Source organism: Pseudofrankia sp. DC12, assembly GCF_000966285.1.
Classification (GTDB): Bacteria; Actinomycetota; Actinomycetes; order Frankiales; family Frankiaceae; genus Pseudofrankia.
Window position 1 is genome coordinate 993,276 of sequence record NZ_KQ031391.1, and the last position, 17,922, is coordinate 1,011,197.

Annotated in this window: 16 protein-coding genes; 4 read left to right on the plus strand and 12 right to left on the minus strand. The window is 73.3% G+C overall.

Features of this window, described 5'->3' with window-relative positions; all coding sequences use genetic code 11:
* Positions 1 to 22: 22 nt before the first annotated feature.
* The 6 genes from FRADC12_RS04040 to FRADC12_RS04065 all read right to left on the minus strand — a co-directional run bounded on the left by FRADC12_RS04040 (position 23) and on the right by FRADC12_RS04065 (position 6,754).
* The gene (locus tag FRADC12_RS04040; protein WP_045875615.1) at positions 23 to 598 is read right to left on the minus strand and encodes an anthranilate synthase component II; all 576 of its coding nucleotides are present in this window, start codon (positions 596 to 598) and stop codon (positions 23 to 25) included.
* Complete coding sequence (locus FRADC12_RS04045; protein WP_198152769.1) at positions 595 to 2,091, minus strand: anthranilate synthase component I family protein; 1,497 nt, start codon at positions 2,089 to 2,091, stop codon at positions 595 to 597. The genes FRADC12_RS04040 and FRADC12_RS04045 overlap by 4 nt, the downstream gene beginning before the upstream one ends.
* A gap of 32 nt (positions 2,092 to 2,123) precedes the next feature.
* Complete coding sequence (locus FRADC12_RS04050; RefSeq protein WP_045875617.1) at positions 2,124 to 2,816, minus strand: VOC family protein; 693 nt, start codon at positions 2,814 to 2,816, stop codon at positions 2,124 to 2,126.
* On the minus strand, positions 2,813 to 3,655 hold the full coding sequence (locus FRADC12_RS04055; protein ID WP_045875618.1) for a GNAT family N-acetyltransferase: 843 nt from the start codon (positions 3,653 to 3,655) through the stop codon (positions 2,813 to 2,815). Before FRADC12_RS04055 ends, FRADC12_RS04050 begins: the two co-directional genes overlap by 4 nt.
* A 219-nt stretch (positions 3,656 to 3,874) precedes the next feature.
* Complete coding sequence (gene thrS, locus FRADC12_RS04060) at positions 3,875 to 5,863, minus strand: threonine--tRNA ligase (RefSeq protein WP_045875619.1); 1,989 nt, start codon at positions 5,861 to 5,863, stop codon at positions 3,875 to 3,877.
* 216 nt (positions 5,864 to 6,079) lie between these two features.
* The gene (locus FRADC12_RS04065) at positions 6,080 to 6,754 is read right to left on the minus strand and encodes a TetR/AcrR family transcriptional regulator (protein WP_045875620.1); all 675 of its coding nucleotides are present in this window, start codon (positions 6,752 to 6,754) and stop codon (positions 6,080 to 6,082) included.
* Positions 6,755 to 7,084: 330 nt separating this feature from the next.
* On the opposite strand from FRADC12_RS04065, the gene panB reads away from it, so the two are divergent.
* Positions 7,085 to 7,996 (plus strand): 3-methyl-2-oxobutanoate hydroxymethyltransferase, encoded by a 912-nt coding sequence (gene panB, locus FRADC12_RS04070; RefSeq protein WP_045875621.1) that lies wholly within the window; start codon positions 7,085 to 7,087, stop codon positions 7,994 to 7,996.
* A gap of 67 nt (positions 7,997 to 8,063) precedes the next feature.
* Here panB and FRADC12_RS04075 read toward each other — a convergent pair whose 3' ends face one another.
* A complete protein-coding gene (locus FRADC12_RS04075) occupies positions 8,064 to 8,816 on the minus strand; it encodes a helical backbone metal receptor (protein WP_045875622.1) in 753 nt (250 codons plus the stop codon).
* A 108-nt stretch (positions 8,817 to 8,924) separates the two neighbouring features.
* The gene (npdG, locus tag FRADC12_RS04080) at positions 8,925 to 9,614 is read right to left on the minus strand and encodes an NADPH-dependent F420 reductase (RefSeq protein WP_045879057.1); all 690 of its coding nucleotides are present in this window, start codon (positions 9,612 to 9,614) and stop codon (positions 8,925 to 8,927) included.
* Positions 9,615 to 10,110: 496 nt separating this feature from the next.
* Here npdG and FRADC12_RS04085 point away from each other — a divergent pair, with 496 nt between their 5' ends.
* Positions 10,111 to 10,314 carry a hypothetical protein gene (locus FRADC12_RS04085; protein WP_013422912.1) on the plus strand — a complete coding sequence of 68 codons (204 nt, stop codon included), beginning with the start codon at positions 10,111 to 10,113 and terminating at the stop codon, positions 10,312 to 10,314.
* A gap of 94 nt (positions 10,315 to 10,408) precedes the next feature.
* Here the strand turns inward: FRADC12_RS04085 and FRADC12_RS04090 are convergent, their stop codons facing one another.
* A complete protein-coding gene (locus FRADC12_RS04090) occupies positions 10,409 to 11,524 on the minus strand; it encodes a tyrosine recombinase (protein ID WP_045879058.1) in 1,116 nt (371 codons plus the stop codon).
* Positions 11,525 to 11,937: 413 nt separating this feature from the next.
* On the opposite strand from FRADC12_RS04090, the gene FRADC12_RS04095 reads away from it, so the two are divergent.
* Both FRADC12_RS04095 and FRADC12_RS04100 read left to right on the plus strand, forming a co-directional pair.
* Complete coding sequence (locus FRADC12_RS04095) at positions 11,938 to 12,597, plus strand: hypothetical protein (protein ID WP_052710672.1); 660 nt, start codon at positions 11,938 to 11,940, stop codon at positions 12,595 to 12,597.
* Positions 12,598 to 12,656: 59 nt separating this feature from the next.
* On the plus strand, positions 12,657 to 13,514 hold the full coding sequence (locus tag FRADC12_RS04100) for a PKD domain-containing protein (protein WP_232303602.1): 858 nt from the start codon (positions 12,657 to 12,659) through the stop codon (positions 13,512 to 13,514).
* Positions 13,515 to 13,527: 13 nt separating this feature from the next.
* Here FRADC12_RS04100 and FRADC12_RS04105 read toward each other — a convergent pair whose 3' ends face one another.
* From FRADC12_RS04105 to recN, 3 genes are all read right to left on the minus strand, one after another.
* Positions 13,528 to 14,187 (minus strand): NUDIX domain-containing protein, encoded by a 660-nt coding sequence (locus FRADC12_RS04105; protein ID WP_084010435.1) that lies wholly within the window; start codon positions 14,185 to 14,187, stop codon positions 13,528 to 13,530.
* Positions 14,184 to 15,911: a CTP synthase gene (pyrG, locus tag FRADC12_RS04110; protein WP_045875624.1), complete on the minus strand. Its 1,728-nt coding sequence runs from the start codon at positions 15,909 to 15,911 to the stop codon at positions 14,184 to 14,186. Before pyrG ends, FRADC12_RS04105 begins: the two co-directional genes overlap by 4 nt.
* A gap of 192 nt (positions 15,912 to 16,103) precedes the next feature.
* Positions 16,104 to 17,849, minus strand: a complete 1,746-nt coding sequence (gene recN, locus FRADC12_RS04115) for a DNA repair protein RecN (protein WP_045875625.1) — start codon at positions 17,847 to 17,849, stop codon at positions 16,104 to 16,106.
* Between the last annotated feature and the right edge of the window lie 73 nt (positions 17,850 to 17,922).

The window sequence follows — 17,922 nt, forward strand, 5'->3', positions numbered from 1 at the left end:
GACGAGCTGACGAGCTGACGAGCTACAGCACGTAGCTGGCCATGAACGAGCGCAGCATGCCGAGGCCCAGCTCGGTCATGATGCTCTCGGGGTGGAACTGCACGGACTCGATCGGCAGGCTCCGGTGCCGCAGGCCCATGATGTAGCCGTCGTCCTCGCTGCGGGCGGTCACCTCGAGGACGTCCGGGACGGACGGTTCCTCCACGACCAGCGAGTGGTACCGGGTCGCCCGGAAGGGCTCGCTGTAGCAGCTCAGGACGCCGCGGCCGTCATGCACGATGCGGCTCGTCTTGCCGTGCATCAGATGCCGGGCTGGGGAGACCGCTGCGCCGTAGGCCAGGCCGATGGCCTGGTGGCCCAGGCAGATTCCGAGGATGGGCAGCTCGCCCTCGAACTCCCGCACCAGCTCGACATGACCGGAGTCCCTCGGATGGCCTGGGCCGGGGCCGAGCAGGAGGAACCGCGGCTCGACCGCGCGGATGGCCGCGGGAGTCGCCTTGCGGGACCGGATGACGACGGGGTTCGCCCCCAGCTCCATCAGGTACTGGTAGATGATGTGGCTGAAGCTGTCGTAGGCGTCTACGATCACCGGCCTCACAGGAGCTCCCCACCGGTCAAAGCCCAGTAGCCGGCGCTCATCTTGGCGAGCGTCTCGCGCCATTCGGCGTCCGGCTTCGAGTCGGCGACGACCCCGGCCGAGGCGCGGACTCGCCAGACGCCCGGCGCGGTCCGGAACAGGGTCCTGATCGCGAGCCCGAGGTTGGCGTAGCCGCCGAACCCGATGAGCCCGAAGGCCCCCGCATAGATGCCCCTGCGGCGGGTCTCGATCTCCTCGATGATCTCCATGGCGCGGATCTTCGGCGCCCCCGTCATCGTTCCCGCCGGGAACGTCGCGCGGATCACGTCGTAGACGTCGACGTCGCCGGTCAGCTGGGCGCGGACCTCCGACACGAGGTGAAAGACATGGGAGAAGTTCTCCACAACCATCATGTCGTTCACTTCCACCGTCGCCGGCCGGGCCACCCGGCCCAGGTCGTTGCGGCAGAGGTCGACCAGCATGACGTGCTCGGCGCATTCCTTCTCGTCGGTGCGTAGCTGGGCGATGCGCCGGGCGTCGACGTCCGGGTCGCCGCTGCGCGCGGCGGTGCCCGCGATCGGCCGCATCACGCCGCGGTCGCCCTCGACCCGGACGAACAGCTCGGGGCTGGCCCCGACCAGCGCACACGTCGAGAGCGGCAGCAGGCCCATGTACGGCGACGGGTTGCGGGCCCGCAGCCGCAGGTAGACGTCGAGGTCGTCGGCGTCCGTCCGCACCGTGATCTCGTGGCCGATCTGGACCTGGTAGATGTCGCCGACGGCGATGTGCTCCAGGCACCGGGCGACGTTGGCCTGGTAGCTGGCTTCGTCGATGTCGTCCTGCACGCGCTGCGGCGCCGGGACGGCCGGGATCCCGGGCTGGCTGAACGCGGGCGCCGCGAGCGCGTCGAGCACGCGGGACAGGTCGACGTCCGGCCAGGCCTCGCTGCTCACGACGAGAACGGTCGAGGCCGCCGCGGCGAGGTCGAAGACCACCGTCCCGTTGTAGAGCCGCAGCACGACGTCGGCCGGCGCGTCCGAGCCGGCCGGGATCAGTCTCGGCAGCTCCTCCACATACCAGACCGAGGCGTAGCCGAAGACGGCCACGAACCCGTAGTCCCACTCGGTGGCCGACTGCTCGGCGAGGGCGAACAGGTCCCGCAGCTCGCGCGCGGCGGCCCACAGGCCGTCGGGCTCGACGAGCCGCAGGTCCTCCCCGTCCATCACGGCGATGGCGGAGCTGAGCAGCGCCGCACGCGCGGCCGCGACAAGCCGGTCATTCCCGGACAGGCTGACGGCATCGCCGCGGGCGCTCAGCTCGAAAAGCGGGCCGAATCCGAGGACCGCCGACCGGCGGTCGCTGGAAGGGCCGGCCAGCGACTCCAGAAGAAATACGTCGCCCGCGCCGAGCCACTCACGCAGGCTAAGGAAGACCCGCAGTGGGTCCCCTCCCTGAACGGTGCGTCTGAGGAGGGTCACGGCCGGCGCCGCCGCGGCCCGATCGCTGCGTTGCACGACAGCTCCTTTGCTTAGAGGCAGTAGGCGTCCTACGGCGTGGCCAGCAGGCCGGTTACCGGGTCTCGGTCCGTGATGCAGTACGACAGGCCGACCGGGTCGCGCAGCGCCGTCCATCGGCCCAGGCGCGCGACGACGGTCGCGCCGAGCTCGACATGGCGGCGGGTCTCGGCGGCCCGGTCCGTGGCCGCGAGGTCGAGGTGGGCGCGGACCGAGCCTGTCGGTTCGTCGAGGCGCTGCAGCAGCAGCCGCAACGGGATGCCGGCTGGACGGTCCAGGTAGCGGAACTCCGGGCGGCTGCCGGCACGCAGCTCCCAGCCGGTCAGCTCGGCCCAGAACGCGCGTTCCTCGTCGTACCGGTCCGCCGGGATGTCGAGGCAGACCTGGTCGACCAGCGACGCGTGCCCGCCGGGCCACCCCACCGGCCCCGGCCGGACCGACTCGCCGTCGCGGACCTCGCAGAACACGAAGCCGCCCGGCGACGTCCGCGCCTGGAACTCCGCGTCGGCGCGGTGCACGTCGAGGTGCACCCTGGCGGGGCCATCACCCAGCCGCTGCACCCGCAGGAACGCGTCCCCGTCCGCGGGAAGCAGCGTCGCGAACTCGCCGCCGTCCCCGCGCACCGCTGACAGCGTCGTCGCCGTCACCGCCCGCCAGAACGCGACGCCGCGCTCGAAGTCCGCGGCGGGAAAGTCGAGGAAGGCCGTCAGCCATCCGGGCGTCACAGCAACGCGCCGTTGTGCAGGTAGGGCACGGGCGGCGTGAGACCGCGCAGCGCGAGGTAGCCCTCGGCCGCCGGGGCGAGCCGAACGGCGAGGCCGACGTCGATCGCCCATTCGTTGGCCGCGGTGACGTGCGCGATCTCGTAGTCGGCGTCCGGCGCAGCCGTCGCGACGGCTTCCCAGAGAAGCGCGGCCGCGGTGGCCTCGTCAGTCGCGCACAGGAGCACCGCTTCGCCGGCATCGCTGAGATAGGTGTAGCCGGTGCCGGCGGGGCGGTCGAGCACGATCAGCCGGCACTGGGACGCCAGAACCGCGTGGTCCGGGCCGTGGGTGGCACCGCGCCGGCGCCGGTCGAGATCATCGAGCAGGTCACGATCGGCGCCGGTGCCCTCGCGCACAGGCGGCAGGCCGGCGGGCAGGGCGGTGCGGTCGACCCGTCCGGTCAAAGACAGCTGCGGGTGCAGGGAGAACCCGGCCGCACGGTAGCGCCGGAAGGCCCTGGCGTCGGCCGACGCCGAGATCATCCCTCGCTCGCAGCCGGCACCGTGGGCGAGCGCGGCGTCCAGCAGCCGGCGGCCCAGGCCCGCCCCCTGCAGGTCGCCGCGGACGACGAAGGTGGCGAGCAGCCAGTTCGACTCCCGGCGGAACGACACCGCGAAGCCGGCCAGCCCGGCATCGTCGTCGGCCGCCCAGCAACCGCCCGGATCGGTGGCGAGGAGATGCGCGGTCCGGATGCGCCACTGCCGCTGATGCGCCGGCGAACGCGCCTTGCCGAACTCGATCGCCGACAGCGCCTCAGCCGCGCCGAGGTCGTCAGGCCCCATCGGACGAACCGTCAGCATGACGGCGTTCCTACCACTGCCGGCCGCGGACAGTCGCCACATTTTCGGCGGCGGGCCTGGCCGAGAGGACGTACCAGGGGGGCCGCCGCGTCAGCTCATGCCCCGTGGTCGGATGAGCGCACAGATCCGCAGCCATCTGGCATGACAGGCTGAGGCCTAGGCCACCAAGGCGGCCCCGGTGTCGGTGGACGCCGGGGCCGCCAATGGGCGAGACGAAGCTCAGACCTGGATGCGGCGCTCGACCGCGTCGAGGATCTCGGCGATGGCCTCGTCGACGGGGACGGCGTTGCGCTGGGTACCGTCGCGGTAGCGGAAGGAGACGGCGTCCTTGGCGACGTCGTCGGCGCCGGCGATCAGCATGTACGGCACCTTCTGCTTCTGCGCGTCGCGGATCTTCTTCTGCATCCGGTTGTCGGACGCGTCGACCTCGACCCGGATCCCCTTCGCCCTGAGCTTCGCGGCCACCTCGGCCAGGTACGGGACGTGCTCGTCGGTGATGGGGATGCCGACGACCTGGACCGGGGCGAGCCACGGCGGCATGGCGCCCGCGTAGTGCTCCAGCAGGATCGCGAAGAACCGCTCGATGGTGCCGAACAGCGCCCGGTGGATCATGAACGGGCGCTGGCGGGTGCCGTCAGCTGCCTGGTACTCCATGTCGAACCGCTGCGGCATCTGGAAGTCGACCTGGATCGTCGAGAGCTGCCAGGTCCGGCCGATCGCGTCCTTGGCCTGCACGGAGATCTTCGGGCCGTAGAACGCGCCGCCGCCCGGGTCCATGACGAGGTCGAGGTCCTGCTTCTGGGCCGCGTCGCGCAGGAGCTGGGTGGCCTGCTCCCATTCCTCGTCCGTGCCGACCGCCTTGCCCTCGGGGCGGGTCGACAGCTCCAGGTAGAAGTCGGTCATGCCGTAGTCGCGCAGCAGCCCGAGCACGAACTTCAGGGTCTTGTCGAGCTCCTCGGGAAGCTGGTCGCGGGCGCAGAAGAGATGCGCGTCGTCCTGGGTGAGACCGCGCACCCGGGTCAGGCCGTGCACGACACCGGACTTCTCGTACCGGTACACCGTCCCGAACTCGAACAGCCGCAGCGGCAGCTCCCGGTAGGAGCGCCCGCGCGACTTGAAGATCAAGATGTGCATCGGGCAGTTCATCGGCTTGAGGTAGTAGTCCGTGCCGCCGTCGAGCGACATGGGCGGGTACATACCGTCGGCGAACCAGTCGAGGTGCCCGGAGATCTCGTACAGCGTCGACTTGGTGATGTGCGGGGTGTTGACGAACTCGTAGCCCGCCTCGATGTGCCGCCGGCGCGAGTAGTCCTCCATCACGGTGCGGATCGCGCCGCCCTTGGGGTGGAAGACCGCGAGGCCGGGGCCGAGCTCGGTCGGGAACGAGAACAGGTCGAGCTCCGCGCCAAGCCGGCGGTGGTCGCGCTTCTCCGCCTCGGCCAGCATCGCCAGGTGCCCGGCCAGCGCGTCCTTCGACTCCCAGGCGGTGCCATAGATGCGCTGCAGCTGCGGGTTCTTCTCGCTGCCACGCCAGTAGGCCGCCGCCGAGCGCTGGACCGCGAACGCCGGGATGTGCCGGGTGGTCGGCACGTGCGGGCCGCGGCAGAGGTCCTTCCAGCACAGCTCGCCGGTCTTGGCGTCGAGGTTGTCGTAGATGGTCAGCTCGCCGGCGCCGACCTCTACCGCAGCGTCCGCGTCGTTGGCGTCCACGGTCCCCGCGGACGACTTCAGGCCGATGAGCTCCAGCTTGTAAGGCTCGTCGGCCAGTTCCGCGCGGGCCTGGTCGTCGGTGACGACCCGGCGGGAGAACCGCTGGCCGGCCTTGACGATCTCGCGGGCCCGTTTCTCGATCGCCTTGAGGTCCTCGGCGGAGAAGGGCTTCTCGACGTCGAAGTCGTAGTAGAAGCCGTTCTGGATGGGCGGGCCTATCCCCAGGCGCGCCTTGGGGAAGAGGTCCTGGACGGCCTGGGCGACGACGTGCGCGGTCGAGTGCCGGACGATCGCCCGGCCGTCCGGCGAGTCCACGGTGATCGGCTCGACGACGTCGCCGTCGGCCAGCAGGTAGGCGAGGTCGCGCTGCTGGCCGCCGACGCGGGCGGCGATGACCGCACGGTCCGCCGCGAACAGGTCCGCCGCCGTAGTCCCCGTGGTGACCACCCGATCATCCCGCTGCTCGGCATGCTGGACGGTCACTCGGAGGTCGGACACCGGTTTCTCCTGGTCTGGCGCCCGGGGCCATGCCCGGGTCGGCGTGCGAGGGATGCGTCGAAGGACGGGGGCGAACGTCCCGCACCCACCCCAATATCGGTGGGTCACGAGTGCCTGTCACGGCGGTTTCGTCCCGCTCGCCGATGCTACTCCGGGCACGGTGGCGCCAGCCGACGCCACCGCTACGCAGGGTGACTCCGGCTGAGGCCGGACGATTCAGCCGGCGCCGTCCGTGGCGCGCGGCTCCGGGCCCCGCGCGCGGATTCCCTCCAGGACGATGTCGACGACCTGACTGATCCGGGTGCCGCTGACCTCGTTGGGCCCGCTGATCGACTGCCGGTAGGAGACCGGCCCGACGAGCAGGTCGGTCACCAGGTCCACGTCGAGGTCGGGCTGCAGCTCGCCGGAGGCCACGCCCCGGGCGAGGACCTTCTGGGCCTGCTGCCGGAACGGCTCGATCACCTGGTGGCGGTAGGTCTCGAACAGCTCGGGGTGGGAGTCCTTCTCCGCCAGCAGCCGCGGCATGATCCGGCCCGAGAGGGTCTGGAAGGTGTGCCGGCGGACGGTGTTCAGCCAGGCGACGAGGTCGTCGCGCAGCGAGCCGGTGTCGACCGGTTCGGCCGTCTCGACCAGCGTCGCCAGCGCGTCGGCGACCAGCGTGTCCTTGGTCGACCAGCGCCGGTAGAGGGTGGCTTTCCCCACCTTGGCCCGGGCCGCGACGGCCTCCATCGACAGGCCGGTGAACCCGGTCGTCGCCAGCGTCTGCAGCGTCGCCTCGATGATCGCGCCGTCGGCGCGCGCGTCCCGCGGCCGCCCCGGCGGGCGGACGCCCGACGGCGGGCGGTCCGGGCGCCTCGGCGGACCTGGCCGCCCCAGCTCGGCGGTCGTCACTGCCGCGCGCCTGCCGCTGGCCGCCGGGCGGTGCCCCGGCTCGCCCCCACAGGCACCGGTATCTCCTCCCTGGCCGGCGTGCTCGCGCCGGCCGCCCGACCCCATTGTTTCAAGATCGAAGCGTAGGTGGCCGGCGCGTGAGGTGCATCTGGTTGACATGGCGGCTGGCCGGGAATATGCGCAGGTCAGCGAAGGGGGCATGACGAGCTGGCAACCGCCGCTGGGCGCCGGTGTGAGCCACGAACCACTTTCGGCCGGAGCGGGGGCGGTGGCAGCATGTGACCGACGCCGGGACGCGCCTCGCGCCCGGACGGACATCAAGGAGTCTCCATGAGCAGCTCCGTTACCCAGGGTCATCCCAGCTCCGCGCCCGACAACGAGATGGCGACGCTTTACGGCGCGTCGACTCAGCCCGCCGACCGGCCCGCCGCTCCGGCGAAGCCGCGCCGGCGCCCCACCGTGCGCGACCTCGCTGCCTGGAAGGACCGGCACGAGAAGTGGGCGATGCTCACCGCCTACGACTACACGACCGCGTCGATCTTCGACGAGGCCGAGGTGCCCGTGCTGCTGGTCGGTGACTCGGCCGCCAACGTCGTCTACGGCTACGACACCACCGTCCCGGTGAGCGTCGACGAGCTGCTGCCGCTGGTGCGCGCGGTGGTCCGCGGCGCGCCGCACGCGATGGTCGTCGCCGACCTGCCGTTCGGCTCCTACCAGGCGAGCCCGGCGCAGGCGCTGGAGACCGCGACCCGGTTCCTCAAGGAAGGCGGCGCGCAGGCGGTCAAGCTGGAGGGCGGCGCCCGGGTCGCGCCGCAGGTGGACCTGCTGGTGTCCGCCGGCATTCCGGTCATGGGCCACCTGGGGCTGACGCCGCAGAGCATCAACACCCTCGGCGGCTACCGCGTGCAGGGCCGCGAGGACGCGGGCGCCGCGCTGCTGGCCGACGCCCAGGCGATCGAGGCCGCCGGCGCGTTCGCGGTGGTGCTGGAGGTCGTCCCCTCGGACGTCGCCGCCCGGATCAGCAAAGCCCTCATGATCCCGACCGTCGGCATCGGCGCCGGCTCCGACTGCGACGCCCAGGTGCTCGTCTGGCAGGACATGGCCGGCCTCACCTCCGGTCGCGCGCCCCGGTTCGTCCGCCGCTTCGCCGAGCTGCGCACCCCGCTGCGCGACGCCGCGCGGGCCTACGTCGCCGACGTGCGGGACGGCCACTACCCGACCGTCGAGTACTCGTACGACTGACCCCTGCGTTGGGCCGCCCCGGGTGCCGATGGTGCCCGGGGCGGCCGCGTCCGCGCCCCCGGCCGGGCTAGGCCAGCTGCTCGGTCAGCACCCGCCGGGCCTGGGCGAGCGAGGGCCCGTACCAGGTCAGGTGACGCCCCGAGACGCAGGCGGCCGGCACCGCGAACGCCTCCGGGCCGTCGATCGGGCTGAAGGCGTAGGGCTCGTCGGGAAGCACCACCAGGTCGTGCGGCGGCAGGTCGGCGATCGCAATCCGCGGGTACCGCTCGGCGTGGCCCGCGAGCACGTTGTCGACGCCGAGGCGAGCCAGGACGTCGCCGGTGAAGGTGTCCCGGCCGACCGCCATCCAGGGCCGGCGCCAGACCGGGATGACGGCCCGCCGGCGCGGCCCCACCGGCGGCTCCCGCCAGGCGGCGGCCGCCTCGTCCAGCCAGCCCGGCCTGGGCAGTCGGCAGGCGACGCGCAGCAGCCGGTCCAGGCTCGCCAGCGCCGCCGGGACCGTCGTCGGCGCGGTCACCCAGACCGCCAGGCCCGCCTCACGCAGCGCGGCCAGGTCCGGCTCCCGGTTCTCCTCCGCGTTGGCGGCCACCACGTCCGGCCCGAGCCCCACGACCGCCTCGACGTCGGGGTTCTTCGTGCCACGGACCCGGGCGACGTCGAGGTCGCCCGGATGGGTGCACCAGTCCGTCGCGCCCACGAGCAGCCCGGGGGCGGTGACCGCGATCGACTCGGTCAGGCTCGGCACCAGCGAGACCACGCGCTCGACCCGCCGCGGCACCGCCACGGCCAGCCCGAGATCGTCGCGGTCCCCTTGCTCCATCGCCCCTCCGCCCAGACGCCCGAACGAGTCATACCCGGTGGAGGCGGATCCCGGCTTCGCCCCAACCACTTGGTACGAGTTGGCCGGGCTTCGGACGCTCGAGGTCCGTCAGGCGGGCTCGGCGTGCGGGACGTCGGTGATGCGGATGCCCGCGTGGGCCTTGTAGCGGCGGTTCATGGAGATGAGGTTGGCGGTGAACGCCTCGACCTGGCCGGCGTTGCGCAGCTTGCCGGCGTAGATGCCCCGCATGCCCGGGATGCGCTCCGCCAGCGCCTGGACGACGTCGGTGGCGGCGCGGTCGTCGCCGAGCACGAGGATGTCGGTGTCGACCTCGGCGATCGACTCGTCGGCGAGCAGCACCGCGGAGACATGGTGGAACGCGGCCGTAACCGTGCTGTCGGGCAGCAGAGCCGCGGCCTGCTGCGCGGCGCTGCCCTCCTCGACCGGCAGCGGGTAGGCGCCGCCCTTGTCGAAGCCGAGCGGGTTCACACAGTCGATCACGATCTTGCCGGCGAGCTCCTTGCGCAGGCTCGCGAGCAGCTCGCCGTGGCCCTCCCACGGCACCGCGATGATCACAATGTCGGCCTGCTCGGCGGCACCCGCGTTGTCGGTGCCTTCGATGGCCCGGCTCGGGGCGGACAGCTTGGCGGCCGCCTCGGCGCCACGCTCGGCGGACCGGGAGCCGATGACCACCCTGTGGCCGGCCGCGGCGAGCCGGATCGCCAGGCCGCCGCCCTGCGGCCCGGAGCCGCCCAGGATGCCGATGGACAGGGAGGACACGTCTTCGGAAGCGCTCACGAACCCATCGTGCCCGAACCGCGAGGCCCACGCGCGGGCCGCCGACGAGGGCCACACCGACTGGTGGGCAGCTGATTGCGCGTGCGTTGCGTGACCGGGAGCCCGGCGGGCGCAGGCGCCGCCGCGCGGCCGGGCGGTCACCCGCGCACAGCCCGCCCCGACCCGGCTACCTGTGACAAAGTCGCATGAGGGAACATAAGAGCATCAACACGACAGCTACGCCGTTGAATCACCGTCTCCCGCGCGTGTCGGGCGCGTTCAGCAGGCACCGGCGGCCCGGCGCCATCACGCAATGGAGTGACAGTCCGTGACGATCGCCTATTCACCGATGGGAACGACCGTCGGCAGCTCGGGGGTGACGATGCGTAACGTGCCGCGGATCGCGGCCAACCCCCCGTACACGTCGGGTGAAGATGGGCCGTACCGTTCGGGTCGACTAACATCAACAGGATCTTCGGAGGCTCGATCTTCGGAGCCAGGTGGGAGAGGTCTGGCAATGGCGGACGTGTCTGTTCGCTTCGCTATGACGAACGACAGCGAAGTAGTGCTCAACCTGTCACTGCCGCAGGCGCTGCGACTGATGGAGGCGATCGCGCGCAAGGTCGGCGAGACGCTGGCCGAGCGCAGCGGCCCCCCCGGGGTGCCCGCGCCGCAGGGGGCCAACGGCATGCCGAGCCTCGGGCCGTACTCCCCCGCCTGAACCACCAGCTACTGAGCCCCACCAGCTACTGAGCCTCTGGGCCGCGGCGCGGGTTCGGCCCAGTCCGAGCCCCGTCGCGCGCCTGCGGGCGCGCCTAGACCAACTGGCCCGTCCCGAGCCGGGACGGCTGCGGCGGCAGCGCCGGGCAGCCGGTGCCTGGCACCTGGTCCGCCGGCCCGACGCCGGCCGGCTCCAGCTCCCGCGGGTGCGCCGCCGCGTAGGCCTCGCGGACCTGGTCCGCCGGGACCTGCGCGTAGATCTGGGTCGTGCGCACCGACGCATGCCCGAGCAGCTCCTGGACGACGCGGACGTCCGCGCCACCGTCGAGCAGATGCAGCGCAAACGAGTGGCGCAGCACGTGCGGGGACACCCCCTCGATACCGGCCGCCTCGGCCGCCGTGCGCAGCGCCGACCAGGCGCTCTGCCGGGACAGCCGACCGCCCCGCCGGGACAGGAACACGGCCGGGCCGGAACCCGCCGACGCCAGCGCGGGCCGCCCCCGGCTCAGGTACTGCGACAGCGCCGCGACCGCGCACCGGCCCAGCGGCACCACCCGGTCACGCCCGTTGCCGCCCCGCAGCCGGACCGACGCCGTCACCTGGTCCAGGTCGAGGTCGTCGAGGTCGAGGCCGACCGCCTCGGAGATCCGCGCTCCGGTGCCGTAGAGCAGTTCGAGCAGCGCGGCGGACCGCAGCCGGCGGACGACCTCGGCCGGCTCGGCCAGGCCCGCCAGCTCCTTCTGCGTCGCGCCCGCCCCGCGGGCGTCCGCCTCGCCGGGCTCCGACGCCTCCTCGGCCGGCTCTGTCACGGCGCGTTCGGCGTCCGGCGCGGCTCCGCCGGCGGCGACGAGCACGGCCAGCACCTGGTCGACAGTCAGCGCCTTCGGCCGCCGCCGGGGTGGGGAGGGCGGGCGGACCGGCTGCGAGACGTCCTCGACGAGGGCGCCCTCGCGCTGGGCGAACCGGTGCAGCGAGCGGACGGCGACGAGCATCCGGGCGACCGACGCCGCGGCCAGCGGCGGATGCTCCGCGTCGCCGCCCCGCAGCGCGCCGGCGAACTCGCCCAGGGCCGCCTCGTCGACGTCGGCCAGCGAGAACAGCCCGCAGGCTGTCAGGTACTCGCGATAGCGGCGTAGGTCACGCCCGTAGGCCAGCACCGAGTTGCGGGCGAGGCCCCGCTCCCCCGCCAGATGGCCGAGATAGCGGGCCATCAGCTCGCCGGGATCGACCGACGCGCCTGGCTGGACCGGCTCCGCCGCATGGTCTGGCGCCGCATCAGGATCCCGCGCGGCGGTCACCTCCACCGCCGGCCCCTGCTGCAACCTGACGCGTATCCGGGCGCGTACCTCGGCGCGTTCATCATCAACCCGAATAGTAGGACCTACCGCCGACAGTTCTTCGTGAAGCGCCGCCCACCCGAACGCATCGCGACGCTATCCTGACAGCTTGTGCGGAAAGGAGCCGCGTCGTCACGTTACGCCGCATACGTCCGATCCGCTACGGACGCCGCGACCTGGACTGTCTTGTCCCCGAGGGCAACCCACCGGCGGGCCACGGCGTCTACCCGAGTTGAGGACACTGCGCCCAGCCCCGCCGCGGGCCGCGCCCGACGAGGCGGTTCGACATGATCGTCAACCGGCCGGCTGGACCGGCCGCCGACCGGCCGCGGCGTGCCACATCCCAGTCCGCGGCGCTGCTGACGGGCGTCGGGATCGGGCTGGCGCTCGCGCTGGCCGGTTGCGGGGGCGGCGCTCCGGCGGGAGCGGTCGCGCCCCCGCGCGCGGATGTCACCGCGACGGGCCTGCCGGGCACGGACACCGCCCCCGCCGGGGGCACGGCCAGCCCGACGACCGCACCGGCGGCCAGCACCGCGCCGCTGGCCGGCGACTCGCCGGCCGCCGCCGCCGGGATCCTCACGGCCTACTTCGCCGAGATCGACGACGCGAGCCGGGCCGGCCGGGTCGCCGACGTGGCGGCGCTGGCGCTGCCCGGCTGCCAGGCGTGTGCCCTGGACGTCGGCGTCACCCGCGACCTGGCCCAGCGCGGCCTGCGCACCGACGCCGACCCCTACGCGCTCAGCGCCGTCGACGCCCAGCCGCGGACCGGCCTCGCCTGCGCGGTGACCTTCCTCGCGACGACCAGCACGGTGGGCCTGCTCGACCCGGCCGGCCGCCGCGTCGACGAGGCACCCGGCGTCCCCGTCCGTGCCGGCACCGCGGAGCTCGCCCTGTCCGGGGGCGGCTGGCGCATCCAGACGATCCGCTACGCCCGGAGGCAGCCGTGACAGCGTCGACCAGGCCAGGCCACGTCGCGGCGCGCCACAGGCCGCCGCGCGCCCCGCGCGTGATTCGGACGCGTTTCACGGTCGCGGCGGTCCGGGTCCTGCTGGTCGCGGTGCTGGGAGCCCTGCTCGCGACGGCCGGGCCGGTCGGCGCCGCGTCCGCGGCACCGGTGCCGTGCGGCGGCGTGCTGTGGGCCACCTGCGACACCAGGACGACCGACAACGGCTACCAGTACCGCTACCAGGGCGGCGAGCTGATCCGGGTCCCGCTGGGGGGCGGCCCGGTCGCCGGCGGCACCGGCTGCGGCGCGACCTGCCCGCCGGACCCGGCCGCGGTCTGCGACCTGCTGCTGGCCGTCGGCTCGAGCCCGACCATGACGGCGCAGGAGCTGGCCGCCTACGACCAGGCGGTCGCCGGCTGCCAGGCCTGGCTCGCCGACCCGACGAACGGCATCCCGCTGGCGACCGTCCGGGCTCAGCTGGCCGACTATCTCCGCGACCAGCTGCTCCCGAAACCGACGCTGACCATCCAGCCCGGCGCCCGCAGCTTCACCGGGCTGCAGACCATCGTCTACACCCAGGTCCCGCCGGCGTTCGCCTTCAACGTCAACCAGCCCGTGCTCGCCACGATCAGCGCGGTCCCCACCTACCACTGGGACTTCGGCGACGGCGCCACCGGCCCGAACTCGCCCGGGCGGCCGTACGACGCCGCGATCTCACCCCGCGACTTCCCGGACGCCTACGTCGACCACGAGTACCGGAAGCCCGGGACCTACCAGGTCACGCTGACGGTCATCTGGGACGGCACGTTCACCGTCCCAGGGGTCGCGCAGGCGTTCGCGCTGAACGCCGTGACACTGGTCGCGACGGCTCAGGTCGTCGTCGAGGAGGCGGCCGGGGTGCTGACCGGGAACGGCTAGCCGGCCGGGCCGCTCAGCCCTGGTTGGCCGGCCGTCCGGCCCAGGGGGCGTCCGGTGGGCGCAGGCTGGCGAAGCCGATGTCGCGGGCGCGCGCCGCGGCGAGGATGCCGACGACGGCCATCGCGTTCGAGATGTCGCCGTCGAGCACGCGGGTGACGGCCTCGTCCAGCGGCACCCGGGCGACGGTCATCTCGGCCTCCTCGTGCACCGGGACGTACCGCTCGCCGACCGGGATCTCGGACAGGCCACGGGCGAGGAACACCCGGAACGCCTCGTCGGTCATCCCCGGCGACGCCCAGACGTCGGCGAGCACCGACCACCGCTCGGCCCGCAGCGCGGTCTCCTCGGCCAGTTCCCGGGCGGCCGCGATCGACGCCGGCTCGCCGGGCATGTCGAGAATGCCGGCCGGCAGCTCCCACAGCGGCCGGCGGACCGGATGCCGGTACTGGAAGACCATGACGACCCGCTCGGCGTCGTCGAGAGCGACGACACCGACGGCGCCCGGGTGCACGACGACGTCGCGCTGAGCGACGTCGCCGTCCGGCATCCGGACCAGGTCGCGGCGGATCGCGATGATCCGCCCCTGGTACGGCGTCGTGCTCTCGGCGACCTCGTAGGTGTGGCTGGTCGGGGAGCCGGGCCCGGCGCCGCCCGTCGGGGAGGTGCGCGTCACGAGGTCACCAGCGCGGCGTCGTCACCGAGCGAACCGGCGGCCGGCGTCGACGGGTTGGCGTCGAGGTCCACCGGCAGCACACCCCGACGGCGGTCCGCGTAGGCGACGGCCGCCGAGGCCAGGCCGCGGAACAGCGGGTGCGCCCGCGTCGGGCGGGACCGGAACTCGGGGTGCGCCTGGGTGCCGACATAGAACGGGTGCGTGTCCGAGCGCAGCTCGACGACCTCGACCAGCCGGCCGTCCGGCGAGGTGCCGGAGACGACCAGGCCGGCGGCGGTCAGCCGGTCGCGGTAGTCGTTGTTGACCTCGTAACGGTGGCGGTGGCGCTCGGGGACCTCGGACGTGCCGTACTCCCGGCGGGCGATCGTGCCGGGCCCGAGCTTGCAGGGATACAGCCCGAGCCGCATCGTGCCGCCCAGGTCACGCTTGCCGGCGACGACGTCGCGCTGGTCGGCCATCGTGGAGATCACCGGGTGCGGGGTGTCCGCGTCGAACTCGGTGGAGTTGGCCTTCGCCAGGCCGCCGAGCGCGCGGGCCGCCTCGATGACCATGCACTGCAGGCCGAGGCAGATCCCCAGCGTCGGGATGCCGCGCTCGCGGGTGTGCCGCAGCGCGTTGATCTTCCCCTCGATCCCCCGGACCCCGAAGCCGCCCGGGATGATCATCCCGTCGATGCCGTCGAGGAGGGCCGCGGTGACCTCGGGCGAGGAGCACTCGTCGGAGGCGACCCAGCGGACGTCCACCCCGGCATCCACGGCGAACCCGCCTGCGCGGGCCGCCTCGGTGACCGAGAGATAGGCGTCGGGCAGGTCGATGTACTTGCCGACCATCGCGATGGTGATCCGGTGGGTCGGCTGGTTGACCCGGCGCAGCAGGGTGTCCCACTCGGTCCAGTCGACGTCGCGGAACGAGAGGCCGAGCCGGCGCACGACGTAGGCGTCCAGCCCCTCCTGGTGCAGCACCTTCGGGATCATGTAGATCGACGAGGCGTCCGGCGCGCCGACGACGGCCTCGTCGTCGACGTCGCACATCAGCGCGATCTTGCGCTTCAGTGCGTCGGGCAGCGGCCGGTCGGAGCGGCAGACCAGCGCGTCGGGCTGCAGGCCGATGCTGCGCAGCGCGGCGACGGAGTGCTGGGTCGGCTTGGTCTTCAGCTCGCCGGACGGGCCGAGGTAAGGCACCAGGCTGACGTGGACGGTCAGCGCGTTCTCCCGGCCGACCTCGTGGCGGACCTGGCGGATCGCCTCCAGGTACGGCAGCGACTCGATGTCGCCCACGGTGCCGCCTACCTCGGTGATGACGACGTCGACGTCGGGGGTCGCCAGCCGGCGGATCCGGTCCTTGATCTCGTCGGTGATGTGCGGGACGACCTGGACGGTCTGGCCGCGGTAGTCGCCGCGCCGCTCGCGGGCGATGACGGCCGAGTACACCTGGCCGGTGGTGACGTTCGCGCTGCCATCCAGCTCGACGTCGAGGAACCGCTCGTAGTGGCCGACATCCAGGTCGGTCTCGGCACCGTCGTCGGTCACGTAGACCTCGCCGTGCTGGAACGGGTCCATCGTGCCGGGGTCGACGTTGAGGTACGGGTCCAGCTTCTGCATGGTTACCCGCAGGCCTCGGGCCTTGAGCAACCGACCGAGGCTGGAGGCCGTCAGGCCCTTGCCCAGACTGGACGCCACCCCACCGGTGACAAAGATGTGCTTACTGCTGCGTGCCTGCGCCACACACACTCCCGTGGTCCTGGGTGCCGGACTGGGTTTCGCCGGACTGGGTTCGCCGGACTGTCGGTGCCCAAGCCTCCGCCTGGCCCACGGGACTTCACAGTAACATGTCGCCGCGCTATCCTCCGCGTCCCCCGACGTGGCCTCCGTCCCGCTCGCCCGGATTCGAGCTGGCCGGGGCGTGGAGGGGCGTCCCTACGGGGTGGCCTTGTCGGCCGCGGCGGCGGCCAGCAGTTCCTCGGCGTGGCCGCGGGCGAGCGTCGAGTCCTCCTGGCCGGCCAGCATGCGGGACAGCTCGCGGACCCGGCCGGCGTCGTCGAGCGCGGTGACGCCGCTGCGGGTGACCGAGCCGTCGGAGGCCTTCGAGACGACCAGATGCCGGTCGGCGAAGGACGCCACCTGCGGCAGGTGGGTGATGCAGATGACCTGGTGGGAGCGGGCGAGCTTGGCCAGCCGCCGGCCGATCTCGACGGCGGCCCGGCCGCCGACCCCGGCGTCGACCTCGTCGAAGACCATCGTCACCCCGGCGTCGTCGGCGGCCAGCACGACCTCGATCGCGAGCATCACGCGGGACAGCTCACCGCCGGAGGCGCCCTTGTGCACCGGCCGGGCCGGGGCACCCGGGTGCGGGACCAGCCGAAGCTCGACGTCGTCGACACCACCCGGGCCGAACGCGACCTTCCGGCCGAACATCGCGAGGCCGGCCGGGTCGTCGCGCTGGGAGACGACGGCGACCACCCGGGCCCTCGGCATGGCCAGACCGGCGAGTTCGGCGGCGACCCGCTCGCCGAACTCGTGCGCGGCCCGTGACCGGGCCGAGGAGACCTGGCCGGCGAGGTCGGCCAGGTCGTCGAGCAGCGCGTCCCGCTCGGCGACGAGCGCCTCGGCCGAGTCGGCGCCGCCGTCGAGCTCCAGCAGCCGTCGCCCGGCCTCCTCGGCCCACGCGAGCACGCCGTCGACGTCGGTGCCGTGCGCCCGGGTCAGCGCGGCCAGGTCGGCCCGGCGCTCCTGCGCGGCGGCCAGGCGAACCGGGTCCGCGTCGATGCCGGCGGCGTAGGAGGCGAGGTCGGCGGCGACGTCGGCGAGCAGGACGGCGGCCTCGCGGATGCGGGTGCCCAGCTCGGCGAGCGCCGGGTCGAGGTCGCCCTCGGCCGAGACGACGCGGCGGGCGGCGGACACCATGTCGACGGCACCGGGCGAGCCGTCACCGGACGCCGGGTCTGCGACCAGTGCCGCGTGAGCGGTCTCCGCGGCCCGGACGAGCGCCTCGGCGTGCTCGAGGCGGCGCAGCTCGGTGTCGAGGGCGACGTCCTCGCCGGCGCTCGGCCCGACCCGCTCGATGTCGGCGAGCCGGGAGCGCAGTGACTCGGCCTCGGCGGCCCGCTCGCGGGAGCGCTCGGTGATGCCGGTGAGCTTCGCCCGCACGGCGGCGAGCCGCGTGTGCCGCTCGCCGTAACGGGCCAGCGGCTTCGCGACGGCCTCGCCCGCGAACCGGTCGAGGGCGGCCCGCTGGGCCGACGTCTTCAGCAGCCGCTGCGCCTCGGACTGGCCATGCACGGCGACGAGGTCCTCGGCGAGCTGGGCGAGCAGGCTCGCGGGGACCGCCCGGCCGCCGACCTGCACGCGGGAGCGGCCGTCCGAGATCAGCGTGCGGCCGATGACGAGCACGCCGCCCTCGTCGAGCTCCCCACCGGCCTCGCGGACCCGGGCCGCCGTCGGCGAGTCGGGCGAGATGACCAGCCGGCCCTCGACGAAGGCGCGGTCGTAGCCGGGGCGAATCAGGCCGTAGTCGGCACGGCCGCCGGTCAGCAGACCGAGCCCCTGAACGATCATCGTCTTGCCGGCACCGGTCTCACCGGTCACGACCGTGAGGCCCGGGGCGAGGTCGAGGACGGCGTCATCAATGACCCCGAGGCCACGCAGCCGAATCTCCTCGAGCACGTCCCGAACTCTAGGGCATGGCTATGACAGCCGGAAGCAAGGGACATGTCGGGCGCGCGGCCCACCGGGCACC

Bases quoted from the DNA above. Each gene is read 5' to 3' on its own strand.
- FRADC12_RS04085 (WP_013422912.1), top strand. From the start codon at position 10,111: ATGGCGGACGTGTCTGTTCGCTTCGCTATGACGAACGACAGCGAAGTA.
- FRADC12_RS04055 (WP_045875618.1), bottom strand. From the start codon at position 3,655: ATGCTGACGGTTCGTCCGATGGGGCCTGACGACCTCGGCGCGGCTGAG.
- FRADC12_RS04095 (WP_052710672.1), top strand. From the start codon at position 11,938: ATGATCGTCAACCGGCCGGCTGGACCGGCCGCCGACCGGCCGCGGCGT.
- FRADC12_RS04075 (WP_045875622.1), bottom strand. From the start codon at position 8,816: ATGGAGCAAGGGGACCGCGACGATCTCGGGCTGGCCGTGGCGGTGCCG.
- FRADC12_RS04090 (WP_045879058.1), bottom strand. From the start codon at position 11,524: ATGGCCCGCTATCTCGGCCATCTGGCGGGGGAGCGGGGCCTCGCCCGC.
- panB (WP_045875621.1), top strand. From the start codon at position 7,085: ATGAGCAGCTCCGTTACCCAGGGTCATCCCAGCTCCGCGCCCGACAAC.